A 22424-nucleotide genomic window follows, 5' to 3' on the forward strand; every position below is an offset into this window, starting at 1 on the left:
GGGCGCTGAAGGGGGGTCGCGGGGGCGGGTTCGTCCGGGCGCTAACACCGTACCCGCGGCATCCCCAGACCGATCCACGCGATGATTTCGCGCTGGATCTCGTTGTTGCCGCCGCCGAACGTGAAGATGACCGCGGAGCGGTAGCCGCGTTCCAGTTCGCCGTGCAGGACCGCGCCGGCCGAGCCGTCCTTCAGGGGGCCGGCCGCGGCCACGACCTCCATCAGCCAGGCGTACGCGTCGCGGCGGGCCTCCGAGCCGTAGACCTTGACCGCGGAGGCGTCCTGCGGGGTGAGCGTGCCGCGCTGGAGGGCGTCCACCATCTGCCAGTTCAGCAGCTTCATGGCGTCCAGCCTGGTGTGTGTACGGGCCAGCCGGCCGCGTACCCAGCCGAGATCGATGACGCGGCGCCCGTCGGCCAGCTTGGTTCCGGCGGCCCAGCGCTGCACGTCGTGCAGGGCGCGGACGGCCATCGTGCCGTGTGCCGCGAGGGTGACGCGTTCGTGGTTGAGCTGGTTGGTGATGATGCGCCAGCCCTGGTTCTCCTCGCCGACGCGGCGGGTGAGGGGGACGCGGATGTTCTCGTAATGGCTGACGGTGGTGTCGTGCGAGGCGAGGGTGTTGATGCGGGTGCAGGAGTAGCCGGGGTCCGAGGTGGGCACGAGGAGCAGGCTGATGCCCTTGTGCGGCGGTACGCCGTCCTCCGCGGGGGCGGTGCGCACGGCGAGCCAGACCCAGTCGGCCGTGTCCCCGTTGGTGGTCCAGATCTTCTGCCCGTTGACGAGGTAGGCGTCACCGTCGCGTACGGCCCGGGTCCGCAGCGACGCGAGGTCCGTACCGGCGTCGGGTTCGCTGTACCCGATCGCGAAGTCGATCTCCCCGGCGAGAATCCTGGGCAGGAAGTACGCCTTCTGCTCGTCGGTGCCGTACCGCATGATCGTCGGGCCGACGGTGTTCAGCGCCATCAGCGGCAGCGGCACGCCCGCCTGCGCGGCCTCGTCGAAGAAGATGAACTGCTCCATCGGCGTCATGCCCCGGCCGCCGTACTCCTCGGGCCAGCCGACGCCGAGCCGGCCGTCCGCGCCCAGTTGGCGGATGGTGGCACGGTAGAAACGCTTCTGCGCGGTGGGGGCGGGGGTGGTGGGGGTCGAGGTGGTGGGGGCCGGGGTGGTGGGGTGTGCTTCGGGGGTGTTCGGCGGGTCTTCCGGTGCGTCTGGTGCGCCTGACGTGTCTGGTGCGTCCGGTGCGCCGTCGGGGGCATGGAAACGTGTGTACGCCCCGTCCGGGACCAACGCGGCGAAGTACTCCCGTAGTTCCGACCGCAGCCGCTGCTGTTCCGGGGTGTATTCGAGGTGCACGGCCCCTCCTGGTCTGACCGGCCCGCGCACGCCGTGACGCATGCGCGCCCCGACGCGCGGCGGGCGCGGCGGCAGCGTTTCTGACGGACCATCGGGTAACGGGTCGTGGGCACAGTAGAACGTGTTCCACTGATACGGAAGGGTGCGGGCGGCGGGGCGTGCGGCACCCGGCCGCCGCCCACAGGAACCGGGACGCGATCTTCTGCGGTGTGACACGGACCGTGACGAGTTCGGGGAGCACGGCCGCCGAGTCCGGGTGATGTTCGGCGTACGGCACACCGCTGTACTTGACGGCCAGCTCGTCCAGCCGCTCCCGGCTTCCCGCGCTCTCGAAGCGCGCGGTGCCGCGGATGACGGCGTAGGCGTACGGCTCGTCCCTCGGATTGACGGCGATACTCAGCCGCGGGTCGCGCCGCAGATTGCGGGCCTTGACCTTGTCGGTCCCCGTCACGAAGAACAGGTCCCCGCCCTCCCGGCCGACCCAGACGACGGACTGGTGCGGGCTTCCGTCGAGCCGGAGGGTCGCCACCGTGACGAAGACCGGGGAATCGAGCACTTGTTGCAACTTCGCGGACAGGTCGACCGTGTGCATGACGTGGCTCCTGGGGTGGCAGGGAGGGTCGGGGTCGAGAGGGGGTCGGGAGGGGATCACCGGCGGGTCGGCGACCGGGACGCCGCCCCCCGACCGATCTGTCACAACTATGTGGCAGTTAACAGCACAACCGCAAGACCTCCGAGACACACCGTTGGCCGATCTCCCACGGCCCTGCGTATGCTCCGGGCACGATGAGAGCTGACGCGGCACGCAACCTGGACGCGGTCCTGCAGACCGGCGCGCGCCTGCTGGCGCGCGACCCCGGTACGAGCATCGCCGCCATCGCCACCGCGGCGGGCGTCGACCGGCGCACCGTCTACCGCCGTTTCGACAGCCGCGAGGCACTGATGGCCGCGGTGTACGTGGCCAAACTTGACGCCTGCGACGAGGTCTTCGCCCAGGCCCGGCTGACCGAGGCGCCGGTGCCGATGGCGCTGCACCGGTACGCGGAGGGCACCATCACCGTCAGCAGGCGGTGGCCCGTCGACCTGCGCCGGGTGTCCGACGAGACGGCCGCCGCCCGCCTGCGTCACCTTCTCGAACGTCTCGACGCCTTCATCGCCCGCGCGGCCCACGAGGGCGTGCTGCGCCCCGGGCTGCCGGACCGGTGGGCCCGCTCGCTCCTCGTCGAGCTCACCAACGTCGCCTCCCACGAAATGCCCGAACTCAGTCCGGGCCAAGGGGCCGACCTGGTCACCCAGTCCCTGCTGCGGGGCATCGGCACCGCGTCAGCGGCTGCGGCGGGAGGCGCAGGGCCGATGGGGGACGCAGGACCGGCAGGAGGCGCGGGGCCGGCGGGAGGAGCAGAGCCCGCGGGAGGCGCAGGACCGGCGGCCGGGTGAGCGGACCGAGAGCCGGGCCCCGCCGCTCACTCCGCCGCCTCCGCCAGGCGCCGCAGCAGCGGTTCGATCTCGGCGAGTCGGCGGACCTCGTCGGGACGCAGCGAGGCGAGGCGCTTGGAGAGCACCTCGGCCTCGCCGCGTGCGACGTCGGCGAGCGCGGTCGCGCCACGTTCGGTGGCCAGGACGCGACTGGCCCGCCCGTCCGTGGGGTCGGGTTCGCGGTGGAGCAGCCCGGCGGACTCCAGCCCCAATACGGCCGCGGTGGCGGTCGGCTGGGAGCAGGGGACCCAGGCCGCGATCTCGCCGATCCGGGAGGGGCCACGCTGCGTCAGCATGGCCAGGACGGCGAGTTGGGTCGGCTGGATGCCGCCCGCCGCTGCGGCCCTGCGCAGGCTGCGCGTCAGCCGGTGCAGGGAGATCACCAGTTGGAGTGCCGCATCGTCACCGATTGTCATCGCTCGCCCATCGCGCCGCCCGGTTCGGGTCAGGAAAGCGTAAGGCGGGGCTGGTACATGTCCAACCACAGGGCCAGGTCCAGCGTCTTTTCGAGGCCCTTCCGGGACGCCTGGGTGATCTGGGGCGCGGCGTGGTCGGCCGCCCGCTTGAGCCAGTTGCGGTCGACGATCTCGAAGACCGGGTGCGAGGAGCGGGCCAGCAGATCCTTGGCGTGCTGCTGGAGCGCGACCGCGTACTTGGGGTCCTGGGTCGACGGGTACGGGCTCTTGACCCGGTCGTACACGGACTTCGGCAGCACGTCGGCGGTCGCCTCGCGCAGCAGGCTCTTCTCACGTCCGTCGAAGGACTTCAGCGCCCACGGCGTGTTGTACACGTACTCGACCAGTCGGTGGTCGCAGAACGGCACCCGCACCTCCAGGCCGACGGCCATGCTCGCGCGGTCCTTGCGGTCGAGCAGGATGCGCACGAACCGGGTCAGGTGCAGGTAGCAGATCTTGCGCATCCGGTACTCGAAGTCGCTCTCCCCGTCGAGGCGCTGTACGTCCTTGATCGCGGTCCGGTAGCCGTCCTGCACGTAGGAGCGCAGGTCGAGGGAGTCGGCGAGCGCGGGGGTGAGGATGTCGCCGTCGTCGCCGAAGTGCTCGGCGACGCGGACGAGCCAGGGGAACGTGTCGGCCTCGCGGGCCTTCTCGTCGAAGAACTGCTTGTAGCCGCCGAACACCTCGTCGGCCGACTCCCCGGAGAGGGCGACGGTCGAGTGCTGCCGGATCTCCTTGAAGAGGAGGTAGAGCGAGGTGTCCATGTCGCCGAAGCCCACGGGAATGTCACGCGCCCGGATGACTTTCGCGCGCACCTCCAGGTCGGCCAGGGAGGCCGAGTCCAGGACGATGTCCTGGTGGTCGGTGCCGGAGAGGCGGGCCACGTCGTGGACGTACGGCGTGTCGGGCGTGGCCCGCAGCGAGTCGGCCACGAAGTGCTCGGTCTGGCCGGTGAAGTCGACCGCGAAACTGCGTACGGTCTCCCCCACCTCGCCCAGCTGCCGGGCCGCCAGAGCGGTCATCGCGGAGGAGTCGAGGCCGCCGGAGAGCAGGGTGCACCGCGGGACGTCGGCTATCAGCTGACGGCGGACGATGTCGTCGAGCAGCGTACGGACCTGGGCGACCGAGGTGTCCCGGTCGTCCTGGTGGGCGCGGGTCTCCAGCGACCAGTACACGTGTTTGCGCAGGCCGCCGCGGTCGACGGTGACCACCGTGCCGGGTTCGACCTCGTACATGCCCTCCCACACGCCGTGGCCGGGCGTCTTGACGAAGGCGAAGATTTCACGGAGCCCGCCGAGGCCGACGGTGCGCTCGGCGAGCGGGTTGGCGAGGATCGCCTTGGGCTCGGAGCCGAACAGCACGCCGTCGGGCGTCTCATAGTAGTAGAACGGCTTGATGCCCATCCGGTCGCGGATCATGACCAGCCGCTGGCGCTGCTCGTCCCATACGGCGAACGCGTACATGCCGTTGAGCCGCTCGGCGACCGCCTCGCCCCACTCGATGTACCCGCGCAGCACGACCTCGGTGTCGGACTCCGTGCCGAACCGGTGCCCGCGGGAGGTGAGTTCCTCGCGCAGCTCACGGAAGTTGTACGCCTCGCCCGAGTAGACGATGGCCACCGGGCTGCCGTCCGCCCGCTGCGCGGTCATCGGCTGCCGTCCGCCCGGCAGGTCGATGATCGCGAGACGACGGTGGCCGAGGGCGGCCGGACCCTGCACCCATGTACCGCGGTCGTCGGGCCCGCGACAGGACATCGTCTCCGTCATCGCGTCGACGGCCTCCTGCTCGGCGCGCAGGTCACGATCGAAGGAAATCCAGCCGGTGATGCCACACATGCCATGTCCTCCTGTGTCCGGCCCGCGGGGTGGTCCGGCCGGCACCGGTACGCCGTACGCGGGCACGGCGAAGCCCCGGCGGTCCGGCACCCTCACGGGTCAGTTGTATCGAACACCTATATAACGAGGGTGTTCCCAGGGGCACCGCACCGTCAACCTGGCCGTAACACACGGCAAGCGGCCCAACGCACCGCGTCGCAGCTGGGTTTGAGCGCGTGGCGACAGCTCTGATCTGCGGATTCGGCGAGTGAGCGGAAGCGGGCAGGGCACAGCCGGATGGCCCGCCGCATACGACAACCTGGGGAAGGCTTTACCTGGGACAGCCGCCACAGCCGCCACGGCCGCCACACCCGGTCAGCGGACCAGCGGACCAGCCAGCCGATCAGCCAGGCAGGCAGCCAGGCAGGCAGCCAGCCAGGCAGCCAGGCAGGCAGCCGCCGCAACTTCCCGCCCCGAACCGGCCTCAAACGATGTGAAACGGCCGTCCGGCAGCCTCCCGGCCACCTGAAAACAACGACGCTCCCGGCAGCTGCGTCCTCTGCCTCCCCTATCCCCCTACCCCTATGCCTCCCCTGCCCCTCCGTCCCCTCCGCGCCCTCAATCTCCTCGCAGCTACCTGCGGGTGATGTGCGGCGTTACCTTCGGATGATGTGCAGCGCGCTGCCCATCCGGCGGAAGAGGCCGCGTCGGCGCCGGGGCAGGGTGATGTCGCCGGCGGCCCGCCAGTCGGCCGCCTGTGCCACCATCGCGGTCAGGCTCCGGTAGAAGGCCGACGACCGGTCGGCTCCGTCCAGGTCGGCCCACGTCAGTACGTGCGAGAGGACGCCGTCGTACTCGTGGTACGGGCGCGCCCGCATGTGGTCGGTGAGCTTGGTCCGTATCGCTCGCTGCCGCTCGGGCGGCAGCCCGGACGTGGGCAGTTCGTCCAGCAGCCGCTGCACGTTGCCGACGACCAGGTCCACGAAGGCGTCGCGGCGGCGCGCGTCCACCCGGCCCAGGCGGGCGTTCTGGTGGTCCTCCTCGCGCCCGGGTGTCTCGTTCTTCACGCGGTCGTCCTCGGCGGCGGACAGCTGCGGCACCCGGAAGTTCAGCATCCGGGAGTCGTACGCCTGGTTGACCGCGACGTGTGTCAGCTCGTGGACCATCACCGCGAGGTGGTCGCTGCGCCACATGCCCGGTGTGTAGGCGTAGGAGATCGCGTAGCGCCCCTGGCCGAGGTCGCGCGTGTTGCCGCCGCCCGCGCCCGCCGTCCGTTCGAATTCGGCCCGGTTGACGTGGCCGAGCAGCTCCCCCAGCAGCCGCTGGACGTACGGGTCGCGGGTCTCTCGGGAGTAGTCGTGCAGCAGTTGCCGGTCCTGTGCCGTCGAGTCGTCCGCCACGATGCCCTCCGCTCGGTGTGACCTGGGGTGTGGTGGCCGGCGGCACCCTGCGTACGGTGCCGCCTGCCACCGCGCCGGTGGCTTGCCGCGGTGACGCGTACTTGCGCGCCAGTCTGCTGAGTCCCGGCCGCCGCGCGGTATACGTAAACCCGCCTCACCACCCGCCCCCGCCCACGCGCCTGCCCCAGGCCTCAACCACTCCCGGCTCCCTGCCGGGATGCAGCCTTGCGGCAGGGAGCCGGGGGCGGCCAGACCCCGTCAGCCCCGGTCAGACTCCCGCGCTGCCGTCGATGCGCTCCCGTATGAGGTCGGCGTGACCGCAGTGGCGGGCATACTCGGCGATCATGTGGTTGCAGATCCAGCGCAGGCTGACCCGGCTGCCCCTGAACCGGCCGATGCCGATGTCCTCCAGCGCGTGAGCGGCGGAGTTCTTACGGGCGCGCTCCATCTCCTCCTGCCACAGGAGACGGGACTTGGCGAAGGTGGCGTCCTCGGAGAGCGCGAACCCGCGGTCGGCGGGCTGGACGTCGACGCTGGTGCTGAAGACGGTCGGGACGTCCTCCCCGGTCAGAACCCTGCGGAACCAGTGCCGCTCGACCTCCGCCATGTGCTGGACCAGGCCGAGGAGGGTGAGCGACGAAGGCTCGGCCGACGCCTCGCGCAGCTGCCCCTCCGACAGGCCTGCGCACTTCTGGGCGAGGGTGGTGCGGTAGAAGTCGAGCCAGCCCTCCAAGGTGGCCCGCTCATCGGCGTCCATGGGAGGGAAGATGCGTTCAGGTGTGCTCATGTCCGTCATCGTGGCACGAGGGTCTGACAATGGAACCGAGCCGCCACTTCCCGCTCCGCACCCCACACCCAACCGGAGCTCGCCTCTTCCCATGACCTCGAAAAATACGTTGCCCTTGCCGCCCTTCACGTCTTGGGTGTCCCCATCGGCCGACGAAAGGGCAGGGCGGAATCCATGGAGCAGTCACAGCAGCTGGAGCAGCGTTTTCTGGGCGGGACGGGGCTGCGCGTCAGCGAACTGTGCCTGGGGACCATGACGTTCGGCAGCAGCGCGGACGAGGTGACGTCGCACCGCATGCTGGACGCGTTCACGGAGGCGGGCGGCACCTTCATCGACACGGCCGACATCTACGGGCAGGGCGTGTCCGAGGAGGTGGTGGGCCGCTGGCTCAAGGCCCGCGGCAACCGCGACGAACTCGTCGTCGCCACCAAGGTGTTCGGCTCGATGGGCGAGGGCGGCGGGAACGCGTCGGGCCTGAGCCGCAAGCACCTCCTGACGGCCGTCGAAGGCAGCCTGCGCCGCCTCGGCACGGACTACATCGACCTGTACCAGACGCACATGTGGGACGTGGAGACTCCGATCGAGGAGACCCTGTCGACGCTGGACACGCTCGTACGGGACGGCAAGGTGCGCTATCTGGGAGCGAGCAGCGTGACACCGTCGCAGCTGCAGAAGGCGCTCGACGTGGCACGGTTCCACCGCTGGGAGCCGTTCGTCTGCCTCCAGCCGCTCTACAACCTCCTGTCGCGGGAACTGGAATGGGAGCTGCTGCCGTTGAGCGAGGCGGAGGGCGTCGGGGTCATCCCGTGGAGCCCGCTGCAGGGCGGCTGGCTCTCGGGCAAGTACCGGCGCGGCATGACGGCCGCCCCGGCGGGCTCGCGCGAGGCGGCCTTCCAGGAGCAGCAGGGCCGTGAGAGCTGGCGGGACCGGGACACCGAGGAGACGTGGCAGGTCGTGGACGCGGTGCTCGCGGTCGCCGACGAGGCCGGGCGGACCCCGGCCCAGGTGGCGCTGCGCTGGCTGCTCCAACGCCCGGGCGTGACCGCACCGATCGTCGGGGCGCGCACCCTGGACCAGCTCACGGACAACCTGGGCGCCTGCGGCTGGGAACTGACACCGGAGCAGGAAGCACGCCTCACGGCAGCAAGCGAGCGCCCGCTCCCCCACCCGTACGACGTCCTGGCCCGCCCCAGGGACCGCTCGCGCCCCTCCCGCCGGGTCTAGCGCCGCGGTGGAGGGGCCTGAATCACGGCAGGCAGAGGGGCTCTGGCATCACGTCAGGGCCCTGGCGCCCACGTCATGAGGCCGTCGCCCCCTGCCACGTCATGAGGCCGTCGCCCCCTGTGGCCCGTCGCCCGCGGCGATTGCCCGCAGCGCCGTGAGGTGACGCTCGTACACGGTCCGTCCCTCGGCGGTCAGTGCGAGCCAGGTACGGGGGCGGCGGCCGGCCCGGCCCTTGCTCACAGCCACCCAGCCCGCCGCCTCCAGCATCGCGGCCTGCTTGGAGAGGGCGGAGTCGGAAACCTCGATCAGGTCGCGCACCACGGCGAACTCCGCCCGTTCCACCGGCGCCAGCGCCGCCACCACGGACAGCCGTACGGGAGAGTTGAGCAGCGGTACGAGGGCGTGCCGGGGGTGGCTGCCGCGTGGCCCGCCCGGGGACTGTCCGGCCGTCACGACGAACGTCGCCTTTCGAGCACGGCGCCTACGGCGAGCGGCAGCGCACAAGCCGGCGCGGCCACCGCCGCGTACACCCGGCTGTCCGGAAATGCCAGGTTCCCGAGCAGGAGCGCGGCGGTGTAGGCCGCTCCCCAGCAGCCCATCAGTACACCGTGCCGGGCCCCGAACCCGCGAGGCACGATCCGCTGCCGGGCGGCGTACACCGATAGCCCCGTCGCGAGGGCAACGTTGGTCAGCGTGAGCACCGACGCGGCGGCGACGCCGTGCCACAGGAGCGCTACGGGAACGAGCACCAGCTGCCCGGCCGCGTACCCCCAGAGATAACGCGCGTACCAACCACTTCGTGCCCGCGCTGCCCTCTCCACCGCTTCGGCCCGGTCCAATGCGCCCATGTCACCGCTGATTCCGTGCACCATGCCCCCTCGTAACGCCCGGCACCCCCGGGCTTGCGCTGTCCCCCGGACGTACCGCTGCCCCTCGGACTTGCCGCTACGTCTCGGACTTGCCGCTGCGCCAAGCACTTTCCAAAACGGCAAGTAAGGGGCCTGAGAGCACTGTCGCTCCCCACCTGCCGGGAAATCCAGCCGCTTTTCAGCCGTTCTCCGTTGACGGCAGGGGCAGTTCGGTCCACACGGTCTTGCCGTCACGGGTGTGGCGGGCGCCCCAGCGGTCCGTGAGCTGGGCCACCAGGAGGAGGCCACGGCCACCCTCGTCCGTGCTGTGTGCGCGTCTGAGGTGCGGGGCGGTGCTGCTGGGGTCGGAGACCTCGCAGATCAGCGAACGGTCGCGGATGAGCCGCAGGGTGATCGGTGTACCGCCGTACCGGTAGGCGTTGGTGACCAGTTCGCTCACCACCAGTTCGGCGGTGAACGCCAGTTCCTCCAGGCCCCACGCGGTCAGCTTGGCAGCCGTCAGCTCCCGCGCCTCCGCCGCGGCGGTCGGTTCGGCGGGCAGGTCCCATGAGGCGACGCTCTCCGGCGGCAGGGCGCGCGTACGGGCGAGGAGCAGCGCGACGTCGTCCCGCGGGTGGACGGGCAACAGCGCGTCGACCGCCGCCTGGCACCTGTCCTCCAGGCCGAGGGCGGGCTGCTCCAGCGCTCCGCGCAGCAGCCCCAGCCCCTCGTCGAGGTCCCGGACGCGTACCTCCAGCAGCCCGTCGGTGTAGAGGGCCAGCAGGCTGCCTTCGGCGAGTTCGAGTTCGACGGACTCGAACGGCAGGCCGCCCAGCCCGAGCGGCGGCCCCGCGGGCAGGTCAGGCAGGGTCATCCGGCCGTCCGGGCCCACCACAGCGGGCGGTACATGGCCCGCGCGGGCGACGTTGCAGCGGCGGGAGACCGGGTCGTACACCGCGTACAGGCAGGTCGCCCCGATGACCTGCGGGCTCTGCGGGCCGCCGTTGGCCGACTCCTGCTCCTCGGCGAGGCGGTGGACGAGGTCGTCCAGGTGGGAGAGCACTTCGTCGGGGGCGAGATCGAGGTTGGCCAGCGTGTGCACCGCCGTACGCAGCCGGCCCATGGTGGCGGCGGCGTGCAGCCCGTGGCCGACGACGTCGCCGACGACCAGGGCGACGCGGGCGCTGGAGACCGGGATGACGTCGAACCAGTCGCCCCCGACACCCGCCGCGGGGTCGGCGGGGAGGTAGCGGTGGGCGACCTCGACGGCCAGTTGTTCGGGCAGTTCGCGTGGCAGCAGGCTGCGTTGCAGGGTCAGTGCTCCGTAGTGCTCCTGGGTGTAGCGGCGGGCGTTGTCGATGCAGATGGCGGCGCGGGAGACGAACTCCTGGGCCAGTACGAGATCGTCCTGCTCGAATGCCTGGGGCCGTTCCGCCCGCCACAGGCTCACCAGGCCCAGCACCAGGCCGCGGGCGGCCAGCGGCACCACGATCAGCGAGTGGGCGCCCAGGCTCAGGGCCCGCTCCGAACGTTCCGGGTCCTGGATGTACCAGCCGGGGCTGTTGGCCAGGTCCGGTTCGAGGATCGGCTGCTGCGCGGTGAGGCACCGGGCCTGCGGCGTGCCCGGGGCGAAGCGGAACACCTCGCCCACCGGGTACATCACGTCCAGTCCCTCCGCCACGACGGACCGCACGGCCGTACGGTGCACCGGAACGTACGTCCCCCGGGTGGGGTCCTGGCCGCGGGTGACCGGCTCCAGCAGGTCCACGGAGACCGCGTCGGCGAGGTCGGGTACCGCGACCTCGGCGAGTTCCCGGGCGGTCTGGCCGATGTCCAGCGTGGTCCCGATGCGCGCACTCGCCCGGTTGAGCACCGCGAGGCGGTGCTGGGCCCGGTGCCGGTCGGTGACGTCTTCCACCATTTGGGTGACGCCGAGCACCGCGCCGGAGGAATCCCGCATCCGGAACGCGGACACGGACACCACCCGTTCGTGGCCGGGGTCGGCCCGCAGGCGGCACGACTGCTCGGTGAAGATCAGCGGCTCGCCCGTCTCCAGCACCCTGCGCAGCCGCTCCTCGATGGTGGCCACGTCCGGGCCGATCAGGAAGTCCTCCATCCGCAGGCCCCGGTGAGCCGCGGCCGGACGCCGGCTGATGCCCGCGATGGCCCGGTTGATGCGGAGGATGCTCAGGTCGGGGGCGTGCACGGCCAGGCCGATCGGGGAACGCCGGAACAGGCCGTCCAGGACCGAGCGGTCGATCTCCCACTGGGCGACCTCCGCCGCGGGCGCGGCGACGACGAACCACTCGTACCGGGAGTCGCCCCGGGTGACGGGGCGGACCCGCAGACCCAGCTCGACGCGCTGCCCACCGCGGTGCAGGGCCGGCACGATCCCGGACCAGCCCGCGTCGCGCCGTGCCGCCTCGACGGCCTGCGCGGCGGCGGCCCGGCCGTCGTCGTGGAGCAGGAACGCGTCCGCCCGCCGCCCGATCGCCTCCCGCGCCGGATGGCCGAGCAGCGTCTCGGCACGCTCGCTCCAGCCCACGACGGTGCCCTCGTCGTCGAGCACCACCGAGGCGGCCCGGCTCAGCGCAAACGGGTCCTCCGGCCGCTCGGTGAACTCCGGCACCGGTGCGTCCATCGCTTCGCCCCTTCGACTCGCCGACCGGGCCCTGCGCCGTCATCCCCGCGGCGACTCCCCAGGGTGACCCCGAGATCTGGATTGAGCAGCTGAGCCCAGTATCGTTTCGGGCCGCCTGCCCCGCGCCCCGGGCGGGGAGCGGGTGGCTCGGCCGAGTGGGTGGGTGGAAGGTGGAGGGGGTGGTTTCGAGGTGGTTCAGGATGGTTGTTCTGTAGTGGGTGGGTTCGGAGGGCTTAGGAGGGCGGGCGGAGGGGCGCCAGCTCCGCTTGTCCGTGCGGGGCTGGCGACCGTCCGGCCGTCGGGCGCGTGCACGCCCACACCACCAGCCCGAGGCAGCTGAACGCGGCGCCCAGTGCGCATACGGCGCCCCAGCCGGCCACCGTGTAGAGGGATGTTGCGGCGAGGGCTCCGGTGGCGCTGCCGATCGAGTAGAAGACCATGTATCCGCCGATCAGCCGACTGCCCGCGTCCGGGTGGAGCGCGTAGATCAGGGCCTGGTTGGTGACATGGACCGCCTGCACGGCGAGGTCGAGAAGGAACACCCCGGCAATCAGGGCCCAGAGCGAACTGCGGGTGAAAGCCAAGGGCAGCCACGAGGCGGCGAGCAGGGACAGGGCGATGCCGGTGGTCCGCCGGGCGAGTCCGCGGTCGTTCAGGCGGCCCGCCACGGTCGCGGCCAGGGCACCGGCGACACCGATCAGCCCCAGTGCCCCGATCGCGCTGTGGGGCAGGAAGTACGGGGCCTCGCTAAGCGGCAGCGCGACGCTGCTCCACAGGGTGCTGAAGGCGGCGAAGATCAACAGGCCGAACAGGGCCCGGAGCCGCAGCAGTCGTTCCCGTGCGAACAGGGTGACCGTGGAGCGCAGGAGCTGCCCGTAGCGCAGGGTTGCCGACGGGGCACCGCCGTGGCGCGGCAGCACTCCGTACAGGATCAGGGCGAGCAGCGCGGTGAGCACCGCGGAGGCGAGGTAGACGGAGCGCCAGCCCGCGAGATCCGCCATGAGGCCGGAGGCGGTGCGGGCGAGCAGGATTCCGATGACCACACCGCTGGTGACCAGGCCGACGACCCGTCCGCGCCCGGCGGGAGGGGCCAGCGATGCCGCGAAGGCCACCAGCGTCTGCGTGACGACGGCGAGGAGCCCCGTCGCGGCCATGCCCGTGAGCAGGATCGCCGCCGTACGGGCGGCGGCGACCACGGACAGCACCACCACCAGAAGCAGCAGCTGGGCCACGATGAGCCGTCTGCGGTCGGCCACGTCACCCAGGGGCACGAGGAAGAAGAGGCCCAGCCCGTATCCGACGTGCGTGAGCGTGACGACGCTGCCGACGAGCGCCGGGCTCATGGCGAGGTCGTGACCCATCGTCACCAGGAGCGGCTGGGAGAAGTAGACGTTGGCCACCGCGGCCCCGCAGGCGACGGCGAACAGGATGACGACGCCACGCGAGAGGACGGGCACGGGGTTTTCCCCGCTTCGGGTCACGGTCCGTCGGGTCAGAGGTTTACCGGGTTTACCGGGTTTACCGGCCTCACTGCCCTCACCGGCTTCACGGGCCTCGCCGTTGACGGTCATCGGCGCCCGTCCGCCCTTCCGCTGCTCCGCCACTCCACCCACCCCAGTCTAGTTTCATCTTGCTACCACTATCTCCGGCGAAGATAGCCGCCGCGGTAGCATGTTGCAACCGTCATGGGTGAAGTGGAGAGTGAGGCACGCATGGTGACGAGGAAGCGCTTCGACGACAGCGACTGTCCCGTCGCCCGGTCGGTGGACGCGATCGGCGACTGGTGGTCCCTGCTGATCGTGCGGGACGCCTTCGACGGCAGCCGGCGCTTCGGGGAGTTCCAGCGCAGCCTCGGCGTGGCGAAGAACATCCTCACCGCGCGGCTGCGCACCCTGGTCGCCGGAGGTGTCCTCGAATCCGTCCCCGCCTCGGACGGCAGTGCCTACCGCGAGTACGTACTGACCCCGAAGGGGCAGGCGCTCTTCCCCGTCATCGTGGCACTGCGGCAGTGGGGCGAACAGAACTTCTTCGCCCCCGACGAACCACACTCACAGTTGGTGGACCGCCGGCAGGGACTCGGCCTCCGCACACTGGAAGTGCTGTCCGCGGACGGGCGGCGGCTGAGCCCCGACGACACCACGGTCCACAAGGTCCCCACTCAGTGAAAGGCGTCCGCCCAGCTACATTGGCCCCAGCGGCCCCGGTGGCCCCGGTGAACTCAGCGATCTGAGCCGGGCCCGGTGCGGATGCGGACTGACGCTCGACGTGCGACGGTCACGCGGCGGGCAGCGCCGCCCCGGCACCCATGGTCCCGGCGGCCTCCGCAGGGAGTACGGAACCGCCCTGGCCCGCCATCTCGGAGAGCACGGAGTCGTCCTCGACCCGGGCGCCCGGCAGCCGGTGCCGGGCCGCGATCAGTGCGGTGTCGACGTCGCGGGTACCGGTGGACACGCACAAGGTGTAGACGACGTCGTCCATCCGCTGCCGGACCTCCGGGCTCCCGTCCGCCGCGTTCAGTACGCGCAGCGTCTCGTACTGCTCGACCAGGTCACGCAGCACAGCAGGGTGAGCCAGCAACATCAGGGGCCTCCTCGTTTGCCACCGTCCGTGAACAACTGCGCTCCGTGTACCCGGCCGACTCCCCCGTACGCCCCTCACTTTCCCCGCGGCACGAACACCTCACGGAGCCCCCGCGCGCCCCCCCCACCGCCCCAGCCCAATACACCGCCCCTCCCCCTCCTCACCCGGCGAACTCGGGCTGCGCCAGCCCCCGTCCGGCGTCCGGCACCACCAGGAGCGAGCCGCCGAGCGGCGCCGTGCCCGGTCCGCCGCGCGCCGTGGTGACGTAGAGATCGGTGAGCGCGGCGCCGCCGAACGCGCAGGCCGTGGGGAGTCCGACGGGCATCCGTACGACCCGCTCCAGCACGCCGTCGGCGCTGTAGTGCCGCACCTGCGCCCCCTTGAACATCGCCACCCACACCCCGCCCTCGGCGTCCACCGCCAGCCCGTCCGGGTAGCCCGCCGTGTGCGCCGGCTCCTCGATCTCCACGAAGGAGCGCCGATCGGCCACCAGGCCCTCGTCGGTGACGTCGAAGACGTCGACGCGCCGGGTGGGCGTGTCGATGTAGTACATCCGCCGGCCGTCCGGGCTCCACCCGGTGCCGTTGCTCACCGTGACGTCCGACAGGACACGGGTGGCGCGGCCGTCCGGCGCGATCCGGGTCAGCGTGCCGCGGCCCGGCGCCTCGTCGTACGCCATGGTGCCCGCCCACAAGGATCCGTCGGGCGCCACGGCGGCGTCGTTGCCCCGGCGTCCGGCCACGGGTTCGCGGCACAGCCACGCGAAGGCGCCCTCCGCGTCGTACGCGCCCACGCCGTCCCGCAGGTTGACCACCAGCCCGCCACCGGCGCGCGGCTTGGCCGCGCCGACGTGCTGCTCGGTGGCCAGGACGGTACGGCGGCCGGTGGCCGGGTCGAGGGTGTGGACACGGGCGGAGAGGATGTCCACCCAGATCAGCCGCCCGGCACGAGCGTCCCACGTGGGCCCCTCACCGAGCCGGGCCGGCGCGTCGACAGCCACCTCCCAGGCCCTGGTCACGGCCGCCCCCGGTGGCCGAGCCGCGTGGACGGGTCCCCGTCCGCCGGAACGCGTTCGACCGCCGCGGGCGCCGTCCGTACGGCGTGAGTGCTGGTCACCTTGGCAACGTAGATGACGTCGGCCCCTACGAGCAGCGCGACGCGCGCGGTCTCCTCGCGCGTCTCGGCGACCTCACGGACGTCGTACATTCTCAGTGGGTCAGTGGGTCAGTGCAGGGCGTTTGCTCTGTGCATCCGCGCCGGGGCGAAGGCGTCCACCGTTCCCGCGCCCTGACCAGGGGCACTGTCCCAGCCTTGGATCCGGGCGGCGAGATGTCTGAGCCGCGTGTCTCCGGGCGGCACGTCGATGTGGAAATGGGACTCCTTCGTCGGTCTCAGTCCACCGCCCCAGGCGACCACCCCCTGGCAGTCGGCAAGTATGTCCTTGACGATGGTCTTCTCCCGCTCGTCCATGCCCGTGCCGGGCTGGGCTCCGAGGGGGTAGAAGTGGGGGCGGATCGCGAGCGCGGTACCGGAAAGATGGTTGGACTCGAATGCACTCCGGATATCACGCTCAGTCGTGTGCCCGGCAAGGTCGCCCGGCCGTAACATGTCGACCTCGTAGGCGAAGCGTCGGGCGATGTACAGCAGTACGGTCGCCACTTCTCCCTCGGCGAGCCGTACCACGACGCCTTCGGCGCCCTCGACACGCTGCTCGGATGCTTCGCGCAGAACGGGCCAGCCGTTCGCCGACCTGGTGCCGTTCCACTGTTGTGGGGAAGCGGGCTCGGCCACCGCGGCACCGGCGGCACCGGTCCCTGCGGCCCAGAGGCCGGCACCGGCCACGAGACCGACACTCAGCCCGAGCGCGCGGCGACGGCTGATGGTCGCTGGAGGTATGTGACTCACGATGTTCCTTTGTTCAGCGGTTTCGGATGCAATTACGGATGGAAGTGCCGCCTCGGCGCTCAACTTCGGTGTTCGGCCTCGGCGTTCGGCCTCGGCATTCGACCTCGGCGCTCGCCCCAGACGTTCGGCCTCGGCGTTCAACAGCTCCCGGACCGGGCCTTCCGGGCCTTCCGGGCCTTCCGTCGAGATGCGGTCATGTGCCGCACAAACGCCCCGGCCCCGGCGATGAGGCAGCCCCCGCTCAGCGCGAGCAGCACAGTCACCGTGGGGGCGACCCACGCGGGGACCAGGTCGATGACGCCATCGCCGGTGTCATGGATCTGGCGGATGGGGAAGAAGGAAACGACCTCCCCGATGTCCGCGAACACAGCGGCAGCGCCATACATGTTGACGAGCCAGGCGGTACTCATGAGAAGAATCGCGGACTCGATCAGTGCCCCATGCGCATGGGGCACCAGGAAAACCCTCCGGGTGAGCGGGATGCAGATGACTTTGGCCATCAGGACACCCGCCGCGAGGACGGTGATGATCAGGGCAACGGCAAGGATGAGAGGTCTCTTTCCGGCTAGTGGGCGCTGCGCAGGTTGCGCCGCTGGTTGGCCAGATAGTCGGGCCGGTTGCGAACCGCTGCCTTGACATGGCTGGCCAGGACCTCGGCGAATCCGTTGCAGAATTCGTCCAGCTTCTGCTTCGGGAGGGCGCCGGGGCCGGTGGAGAACACGCCGGCGAACTGTTTGATCAGGAACGTCCGTCCTGCCGCGATCGGTTCCTGTTCCGTCGTCAGCATCTCGCGGGCCAGGGCCGCGGCCCGTGGGACGGACCCGCCGAAGCGCTTCATGTAGTAGTCCTTGAACCGGTCGACGCCACCGCTTCCGGCGTAGTGGGCGCGTACCGCTTCGGCGATCGTCTGCCCGCCCCGAACCCGCTGGGCGAGAAGGTAGCCGTCGGCATCCTCGACGAGATCATTGAACGAGAAGGATGTAGGAATGCCGATCTTTCCGAGCCTTTCCTTGCAGTAGGTGTAGCCGGAGGAGGTGGTATCACTGTCACGACGCCACTCGCCGTAGAAGGTGAACAGGTCGCCACCCCAACCGCCGACGTCGCCCAGGTTGACGGTTCCGCTTTCGGATGGCTGTGCCTTGACGAAGTGAGTGTTGCATGTGGCCATCAGATGCTCTGCGCCGAGATTGTAGCCGGTGAAGGGGTCCTTGAAATCAGTCCGGATACCGACATGATTTTCCTCCGCATAATTGATGAACCCCCTGTCCGGGCTGCCTATCAGGACCCACCACTGCACGCCTCCGTATGCCTTGTGGCGGATGTATTCCATGACGAGCTGATTAGGATTGCCCTTGCCGTACTTCACTGCCAGGTCGTACAGACCTTGTATGTAGTTGATGAAGTCGTCGGCGGGGGAGGTCTGCCCGTTGACCTTGTTCTGGCCGAGATCCGTTCCGATACGGTAGGCGTCCCTGTCGAGATCGTAGGTACCGCCGTCCGGGTTGGGCAGCTTGCTCAGTTCCTTGATCTGCGTGAAGGACCAGTTCGCCGGCATGGGAAAGCCGAGATTGCCGGAGAAACCCCAGGACATTCCGGAGACGAACGAGAAACGGGCATAGGTCTCCTTGGTGACCTGCGCACACACGTTTCTCGACCCGTAGACACCGTGAACGTACCGCTTTCCTCTGCTCCCGAGGCCTGCGGCGACGCCTCTGAAGTAGTCGATGACATGGGACATGTCTGCGTCGGTGGCATCGTAGTCCACGGCGAAATATATGATGGTGCCCCGGTTGAAACCGTAATGGACGGCTCGATCGTGAGCGAGCTGACCGTTCGCGAATCCCTTGCTCCAGGTGAAGTCGACGAGGCGCCGGTTGTTGTCCTGAAAGATCGGGAAGACGCGAAGGTCCGCTGCGAAGATGTTATCCAGCTCGCCCGGCTTTATTTCTTTCTGAAAATCCGGATCGGGCTGGTAGATGTATCGCCCCAGGTATCTGAAACCCTCGCCGTACAGCTTTTTGGCCAACTGCTTGGTGATCACGAAACGCGTGTCGCACGCGATGACGGGACGATCGGAGTCCCCGGGGGATACGAGCAACTGGGCCCACGTCGCAAAGTCCCCCATTCCGTTGACCTGCAGCTGTGAAAACTTCTGGAACGTCGATACGAAGCTCTTCAGATTGGAGTCGAACGAAGACCTGAAGGAGGTGGTCCAGTTCTGCTCCACCCATTCGCCTGAGCTGGTCTGCCCGGACATGACGACCGGCTGATTGAATACACATGCGGCAGAGAAGAGCTGGACGAAGATTCCCGAAGATCCTTCAGAGACCGTGTGCTGCCGCAGAGCGGATTTGGTGCCGTCGCCGAAGTTGCCGGTGGCCTGGCTTTCGGGGATGCCGACCTCGATTTGCAGGGCCTTCATCAATGCTTGCTGGACGTCCCGGGAATAGTGACCGTCGGCAGGCCCGATGGAGGAGGTGCTCTTCGTCCAGTACCGGCCGTTGAGCCACTGCTGTATGCCCCGGACTTCTTCCGACCCGCTGGCCAGCATGACATAGGCGTCCATGTTGAGGATGGCCTTGAAGACCTTGGGCTGTACGACGCCGTCCTCGGAAAGCCCCATGTTGGACTTCATCTTGTTGACCGCTCCCCCAGCGGCCATATCATAATATTCGATTGACATTTCCCCACCCCAGTATCCTTTGCAGAATAAACCGTGGCGAAGGATCTTGACTATGTTCGCGTTCTCTTTCCAGCCGAAGCCGATATTTCCGAGAGCGGCGAGCTTGGCAATGGTTCCGGAGCCGAAGTTCGCGGCCACAGGGCTGATGCCGAGTTCATGCTGAAGGCTCATGATGAGGCTGTACATGGTTCCCCAGCCGGTCCGGCCGTCCTCGGGGCACTTCACGTAGCCCTGGACGCTTCCGTAAGTGGCGTTCACTCATTTCTGGGCGTCGAGGACCTTCTCGTCTGCCATGCGACTTCCTTTTCAGCGATGGAGATGCCGGGAAACGTGGACGTAAAATCCCACACGAATGCGAAGATCACCTTAGCCTCACCGTAAGGGTGCGAGTCAAGGGTGAAGTCCGAAACCGAATTCGACATGGCGTGAAAATCACCTTGGGAGGCGGCGCGTTACGGAATCCGGGATTCAGATGAGGATTCCGTTCCTCCCTTACGCCGGCACGGGGCACTCACCCCATGAGCGTCACCCGCAACGACCTGAGCGGCACGGTGCACGGAAACGCCGCCATCCAGGCCAACAGCGTCAGCCTCGGCGGCGAGCGTGCCGTGCGGCGGCGCATCTGGATGGCGCCGCAGCCGACCCGGGTGCCGGTGGAACACATCGCCGTCGTCGAGCAGTTGAGGACCTACTGGGGGGCTGCCGTTGCCGGGCGGGCCCGGACGTCGACGTGGTGAGTGCCGGCGACTTCGGCAAGACAACTCTGGCCGACGGATCTGCCCGGATCGCGATGCCCGCGTCCGCGACCTGCTCTGGGACGAAGCCCGCCGCCACCCCAAACCAAGGCCGCACCCTCCTCGCCCACCAAACCGACACCGAACTAGGCTTCACCTTCCGCACCCACAACCACGCCCGGCACCCCACCGACCACGAAGGACTCGCTCTCCCCAAAACAGAGCCGGAACAAGGCCGCACAACGCCGCAAGTTCAGCCGCCGATGACCACACCGCCCCACGCCTCGCACGAGCGGAGCAGCCCGTCGATGCTTGAACGTATGCCGGATATGCCGGAATCCCTGAAAGTAAGCAAAAACCACCACCCAGCCTGACAAAGCCGCTGGCCGCGGCCTGTGGTCCCCGCGGGTGCGGGGGTGTTCCCCTGGGCACTGCCGCGCAGCTCGCCGATCCCGAGGTGGTCCCCGCGGGTGCGGGGGTGTTCCCGGCAATGCCAACGGCCCGATCCGCTACCGCAGGTGGTCCCCGCGGGTGCGGGGGTGTTCCCCGCTCCTGATCAGCCCGAAAGGAAGTAGCCGTGTGGTCCCCGCGGGTGCGGGGGTGTTCCCCGGCCGGCGTAGGTCTGGGTGGGGGTGTCGTCGTGGTCCCCGCGGGTGCGGGGGTGTTCCCCTGCCCGATGGCCTGACCCATGGCGCCCATCGGTGGTCCCCGCGGGTGCGGGGGTGTTCCCGCAACGGGATCCCTGTCGGCCATCTTCGTCACGTGGTCCCCGCGGGTGCGGGGGTGTTCCCCAGTTCGCCTCCGGTCAGTTCGGCGACGGAGGGTGGTCCCCGCGGGTGCGGGGGTGTTCCTGCAGTGGGCATAGTTTCTCCTCGTGGTGCCGGGTGGTCCCCGCGGGTGCGGGGGTGTCCCCGACCTTCACAGGCAGCGGACACGGCTTCACCGAGTGGTCCCCGCAGGTGCGGGGGTGTTCCTCTGTTCGCCCGGGGTGCGGCGCTGGACCTGTCGTGGTCCCCGCGGGTGCGGGGGTGTTCCCAGGGCGGCTCGGCGCCGGTACTGGTCGGCGATGCGGTCCCCGCGCGTGCGGGGAGCCGCGCTTGAACAACCCGCACCCCCGCTTCGGTCATCTGTCAGGCAACCGCACCGCTGCATACACAGCCCACGCCCCTCGCCCTCCAGAGCCTTGCGGCGTTGTCAGTGCCTCTGCTTATGCTGTGGTCGTCACGCTCAGTAATCCAATTAGTGGCTGACGGGGCGTCGGAAAGTCAGCATTCGGCATCAGCACCTACCGAGATCGCCGGAAACCGTCAGGCTCAACTCGCCCCCTCGCCCCCTCCGACCTGCAATATTTCAGCTCATTGCCGATTCCTTCGAGCAGCCGAGGAGACCCCGTGAAAATGCTCATCAACGTCCCCGAGACCGTCGTCGACGACGCGCTTCGTGGTATCGCTGTTGCCCATCCTGAGCTGGTCGTGGATGTCGGGAGTCGGGTGGTCGTGCGGCGGGATGCGCCGGTTGCCGGGAAGGTGGGGCTGGTGTCCGGCGGGGGGAGTGGGCATGAGCCGTTGCACTGTGGGTTTGTCGGGGTGGGGATGCTGGATGCGGCCTGTCCCGGGGAGGTGTTCACCTCGCCCGTGCCTGATCAGATGGTGCGGGCCGCCGCGGCCGTGGACAGTGGTGCGGGCGTGCTGTTCCTGGTGAAGAACTACACCGGTGACGTGCTGAACTTCCAGATGGCCGCCGAACTGGCGGAGGACGAAGGGGTGCGGGTCGAGAGCGTTCTGGTGAACGACGACGTGGCGGTGACGGACTCGCTGCACACGGCCGGGCGCCGGGGTACCGGTGCCACGCTGTTCGTGGAGAAGATCGCGGGGGCGGCGGCGGAGGAGGGTGCGTCGCTGGACCGGGTGGCGGAGCTGGCGCGCCGGGTCGTGGAGTCCTCGCGCAGCTTCGGGGTGGCGCTCGGTGCGTGCACCACCCCGGCCAAGGGCAGCCCGATGTTCGACCTGCCCGCCGGTGAGCTGGAGCTGGGTGTGGGCATCCACGGCGAGCCGGGGCGCGAGCGGCGGCCGATGATGACCGCGCGCGAGATCGCGGACTACGCGGTGGACGCGGTACTGGCCGACCTGAACCCCCGGCAGCCGGTGCTGGTCCTGGTCAACGGCATGGGTGGCACGCCGCTGCTGGAGCTGTACGGGTTCGGCGCCGAGGTGCACCGGGTGCTGGGCGAGCGGGGTGTGCCGGTCGCTCGTACGCTGGTCGGCAACTACGTCACCTCGCTCGACATGGCCGGCTGCTCGGTGACGCTGTGCCAGGCGGACGAGGAGCTGCTGCGGCTGTGGGACGCGCCGGTGCAGACGCCGGGGCTGCGGTGGGGGCGCTGACAAGGCGCCTGGGTCCGGCGCCGGACCCAGGCGCCGGACCCAGGCGCCGGCGGGGCGGAATGGAGGGGCAGGTACGGAGGGGCAGGATGCGGCGAGGGCCGGGAGATGTTCGCGGTCGGGCGCGGATTCGCGTGGACA

The 22424-nt window shown here is 69.7% G+C and carries 17 protein-coding genes, 4 pseudogenes and 1 CRISPR repeat array; of the genes and pseudogenes, 5 read left to right on the forward strand and 16 right to left on the reverse strand.

What is annotated here, in order from left to right:
• Window positions 1-41: 41 nt before the first annotated feature.
• Window positions 42-1133: pseudogene (locus tag A6A06_RS35230) on the reverse strand (acyl-CoA dehydrogenase family protein); the annotation flags it as partial.
• A gap of 427 nt (window positions 1134-1560) precedes the next feature.
• Window positions 1561-1947 (reverse strand): annotated as a pseudogene (locus tag A6A06_RS35235) (PPOX class F420-dependent oxidoreductase); the annotation flags it as partial.
• Between the two features lie 194 nt (window positions 1948-2141).
• On the opposite strand from A6A06_RS35235, the gene A6A06_RS35240 reads away from it, so the two are divergent.
• Window positions 2142-2792, forward strand: coding sequence for a TetR family transcriptional regulator (locus tag A6A06_RS35240; RefSeq protein ID WP_079194585.1), 651 nt, complete (start codon window positions 2142-2144; stop codon window positions 2790-2792).
• A 26-nt stretch (window positions 2793-2818) separates the two neighbouring features.
• On the opposite strand, the gene A6A06_RS35245 is transcribed toward A6A06_RS35240, so the two are convergent.
• From A6A06_RS35245 to A6A06_RS35265, 4 genes are all read right to left on the reverse strand, one after another.
• Window positions 2819-3247: a MarR family winged helix-turn-helix transcriptional regulator gene (locus A6A06_RS35245; RefSeq protein ID WP_073767392.1), complete on the reverse strand. Its 429-nt coding sequence runs from the start codon at window positions 3245-3247 to the stop codon at window positions 2819-2821.
• A gap of 29 nt (window positions 3248-3276) precedes the next feature.
• Window positions 3277-5121, reverse strand: coding sequence for an asparagine synthase (glutamine-hydrolyzing) (gene asnB / locus A6A06_RS35250; protein ID WP_073767394.1), 1845 nt, complete (start codon window positions 5119-5121; stop codon window positions 3277-3279).
• A 635-nt stretch (window positions 5122-5756) separates the two neighbouring features.
• Window positions 5757-6500, reverse strand: a complete 744-nt coding sequence (locus A6A06_RS35260) for a hypothetical protein (protein WP_073767398.1) — start codon at window positions 6498-6500, stop codon at window positions 5757-5759.
• A gap of 268 nt (window positions 6501-6768) precedes the next feature.
• Window positions 6769-7287 (reverse strand): DinB family protein, encoded by a 519-nt coding sequence (locus A6A06_RS35265; RefSeq protein WP_073767400.1) that lies wholly within the window; start codon window positions 7285-7287, stop codon window positions 6769-6771.
• Between the two features lie 192 nt (window positions 7288-7479).
• Between A6A06_RS35265 and A6A06_RS35270 the strand changes: the two genes are divergently transcribed.
• Window positions 7480-8511: an aldo/keto reductase gene (locus A6A06_RS35270; RefSeq protein ID WP_073768292.1), complete on the forward strand. Its 1032-nt coding sequence runs from the start codon at window positions 7480-7482 to the stop codon at window positions 8509-8511.
• A gap of 99 nt (window positions 8512-8610) precedes the next feature.
• Here the strand turns inward: A6A06_RS35270 and A6A06_RS35275 are convergent, their stop codons facing one another.
• The 4 genes from A6A06_RS35275 to A6A06_RS35290 form a co-directional block, all read right to left on the reverse strand.
• On the reverse strand, window positions 8611-8964 hold the full coding sequence (locus tag A6A06_RS35275; RefSeq protein WP_073767402.1) for a winged helix-turn-helix domain-containing protein: 354 nt from the start codon (window positions 8962-8964) through the stop codon (window positions 8611-8613).
• Window positions 8961-9359 (reverse strand): hypothetical protein, encoded by a 399-nt coding sequence (locus A6A06_RS35280; protein WP_073767404.1) that lies wholly within the window; start codon window positions 9357-9359, stop codon window positions 8961-8963. The genes A6A06_RS35275 and A6A06_RS35280 overlap by 4 nt, the downstream gene beginning before the upstream one ends.
• A gap of 199 nt (window positions 9360-9558) precedes the next feature.
• Window positions 9559-12000, reverse strand: coding sequence for a SpoIIE family protein phosphatase (locus tag A6A06_RS35285; protein ID WP_073767406.1), 2442 nt, complete (start codon window positions 11998-12000; stop codon window positions 9559-9561).
• 233 nt (window positions 12001-12233) lie between these two features.
• Window positions 12234-13457: an MFS transporter gene (locus A6A06_RS35290; RefSeq protein WP_073767408.1), complete on the reverse strand. Its 1224-nt coding sequence runs from the start codon at window positions 13455-13457 to the stop codon at window positions 12234-12236.
• 255 nt (window positions 13458-13712) lie between these two features.
• On the opposite strand from A6A06_RS35290, the gene A6A06_RS35295 reads away from it, so the two are divergent.
• Window positions 13713-14165, forward strand: a complete 453-nt coding sequence (locus A6A06_RS35295; protein ID WP_073767410.1) for a winged helix-turn-helix transcriptional regulator — start codon at window positions 13713-13715, stop codon at window positions 14163-14165.
• A gap of 193 nt (window positions 14166-14358) precedes the next feature.
• Here the strand turns inward: A6A06_RS35295 and A6A06_RS35300 are convergent.
• The 6 genes and pseudogenes from A6A06_RS35300 to A6A06_RS35325 form a co-directional block, all read right to left on the reverse strand.
• Window positions 14359-14580 (reverse strand): annotated as a pseudogene (locus tag A6A06_RS35300) (DUF5133 domain-containing protein); the annotation flags it as partial.
• Between the two features lie 160 nt (window positions 14581-14740).
• Window positions 14741-15598, reverse strand: coding sequence for an SMP-30/gluconolactonase/LRE family protein (locus A6A06_RS35305; RefSeq protein WP_073767412.1), 858 nt, complete (start codon window positions 15596-15598; stop codon window positions 14741-14743).
• Window positions 15599-15639: 41 nt separating this feature from the next.
• Window positions 15640-15774, reverse strand: a pseudogene (locus A6A06_RS35310) (IclR family transcriptional regulator); the annotation flags it as partial.
• Between the two features lie 30 nt (window positions 15775-15804).
• Complete coding sequence (locus A6A06_RS35315) at window positions 15805-16485, reverse strand: hypothetical protein (RefSeq protein WP_242441116.1); 681 nt, start codon at window positions 16483-16485, stop codon at window positions 15805-15807.
• 137 nt (window positions 16486-16622) lie between these two features.
• Window positions 16623-16985 carry a hypothetical protein gene (locus A6A06_RS35320; protein WP_073767418.1) on the reverse strand — a complete coding sequence of 121 codons (363 nt, stop codon included), beginning with the start codon at window positions 16983-16985 and terminating at the stop codon, window positions 16623-16625.
• A gap of 65 nt (window positions 16986-17050) precedes the next feature.
• Window positions 17051-19339 carry a glycoside hydrolase domain-containing protein gene (locus A6A06_RS35325; RefSeq protein ID WP_242441117.1) on the reverse strand — a complete coding sequence of 763 codons (2289 nt, stop codon included), beginning with the start codon at window positions 19337-19339 and terminating at the stop codon, window positions 17051-17053.
• Window positions 19340-19686: 347 nt separating this feature from the next.
• Here A6A06_RS35325 and A6A06_RS35330 point away from each other — a divergent pair, with 347 nt between their 5' ends.
• Together A6A06_RS35330 and dhaK are read left to right on the forward strand one after the other, a co-directional pair.
• Window positions 19687-19905: a hypothetical protein gene (locus A6A06_RS35330; RefSeq protein ID WP_073767420.1), complete on the forward strand. Its 219-nt coding sequence runs from the start codon at window positions 19687-19689 to the stop codon at window positions 19903-19905.
• 392 nt (window positions 19906-20297) lie between these two features.
• Window positions 20298-20938: direct repeats of the CRISPR family, unit length 29 nt; unit sequence GTGGTCCCCGCGGGTGCGGGGGTGTTCCC.
• Window positions 20939-21293: 355 nt separating this feature from the next.
• Window positions 21294-22286 carry a dihydroxyacetone kinase subunit DhaK gene (gene dhaK / locus A6A06_RS35335; protein WP_073767422.1) on the forward strand — a complete coding sequence of 331 codons (993 nt, stop codon included), beginning with the start codon at window positions 21294-21296 and terminating at the stop codon, window positions 22284-22286.
• The last annotated feature ends 138 nt before the right edge of the window (window positions 22287-22424 follow it).

Origin of the sequence: Streptomyces sp. CB02923, from assembly GCF_001905005.1 — a bacterium.
In the GTDB taxonomy this organism is placed as follows: Bacteria; Actinomycetota; Actinomycetes; order Streptomycetales; family Streptomycetaceae; genus Streptomyces.

Coding starts and splice junctions, on each gene's coding strand:
- A6A06_RS35245 (WP_073767392.1), bottom strand. CDS start 3,247: ATGACAATCGGTGACGATGCGGCACTCCAACTGGTGATCTCCCTGCAC.
- A6A06_RS35285 (WP_073767406.1), bottom strand. CDS start 12,000: ATGGACGCACCGGTGCCGGAGTTCACCGAGCGGCCGGAGGACCCGTTT.
- A6A06_RS35240 (WP_079194585.1), top strand. CDS start 2,142: ATGAGAGCTGACGCGGCACGCAACCTGGACGCGGTCCTGCAGACCGGC.
- A6A06_RS35265 (WP_073767400.1), bottom strand. CDS start 7,287: ATGAGCACACCTGAACGCATCTTCCCTCCCATGGACGCCGATGAGCGG.
- asnB (WP_073767394.1), bottom strand. CDS start 5,121: ATGTGTGGCATCACCGGCTGGATTTCCTTCGATCGTGACCTGCGCGCC.
- A6A06_RS35280 (WP_073767404.1), bottom strand. CDS start 9,359: ATGGGCGCATTGGACCGGGCCGAAGCGGTGGAGAGGGCAGCGCGGGCA.
- A6A06_RS35330 (WP_073767420.1), top strand. CDS start 19,687: ATGAGCGTCACCCGCAACGACCTGAGCGGCACGGTGCACGGAAACGCC.
- A6A06_RS35325 (WP_242441117.1), bottom strand. CDS start 19,339: ATGAGCCTTCAGCATGAACTCGGCATCAGCCCTGTGGCCGCGAACTTC.
- A6A06_RS35295 (WP_073767410.1), top strand. CDS start 13,713: ATGGTGACGAGGAAGCGCTTCGACGACAGCGACTGTCCCGTCGCCCGG.
- A6A06_RS35320 (WP_073767418.1), bottom strand. CDS start 16,985: ATGGCCAAAGTCATCTGCATCCCGCTCACCCGGAGGGTTTTCCTGGTG.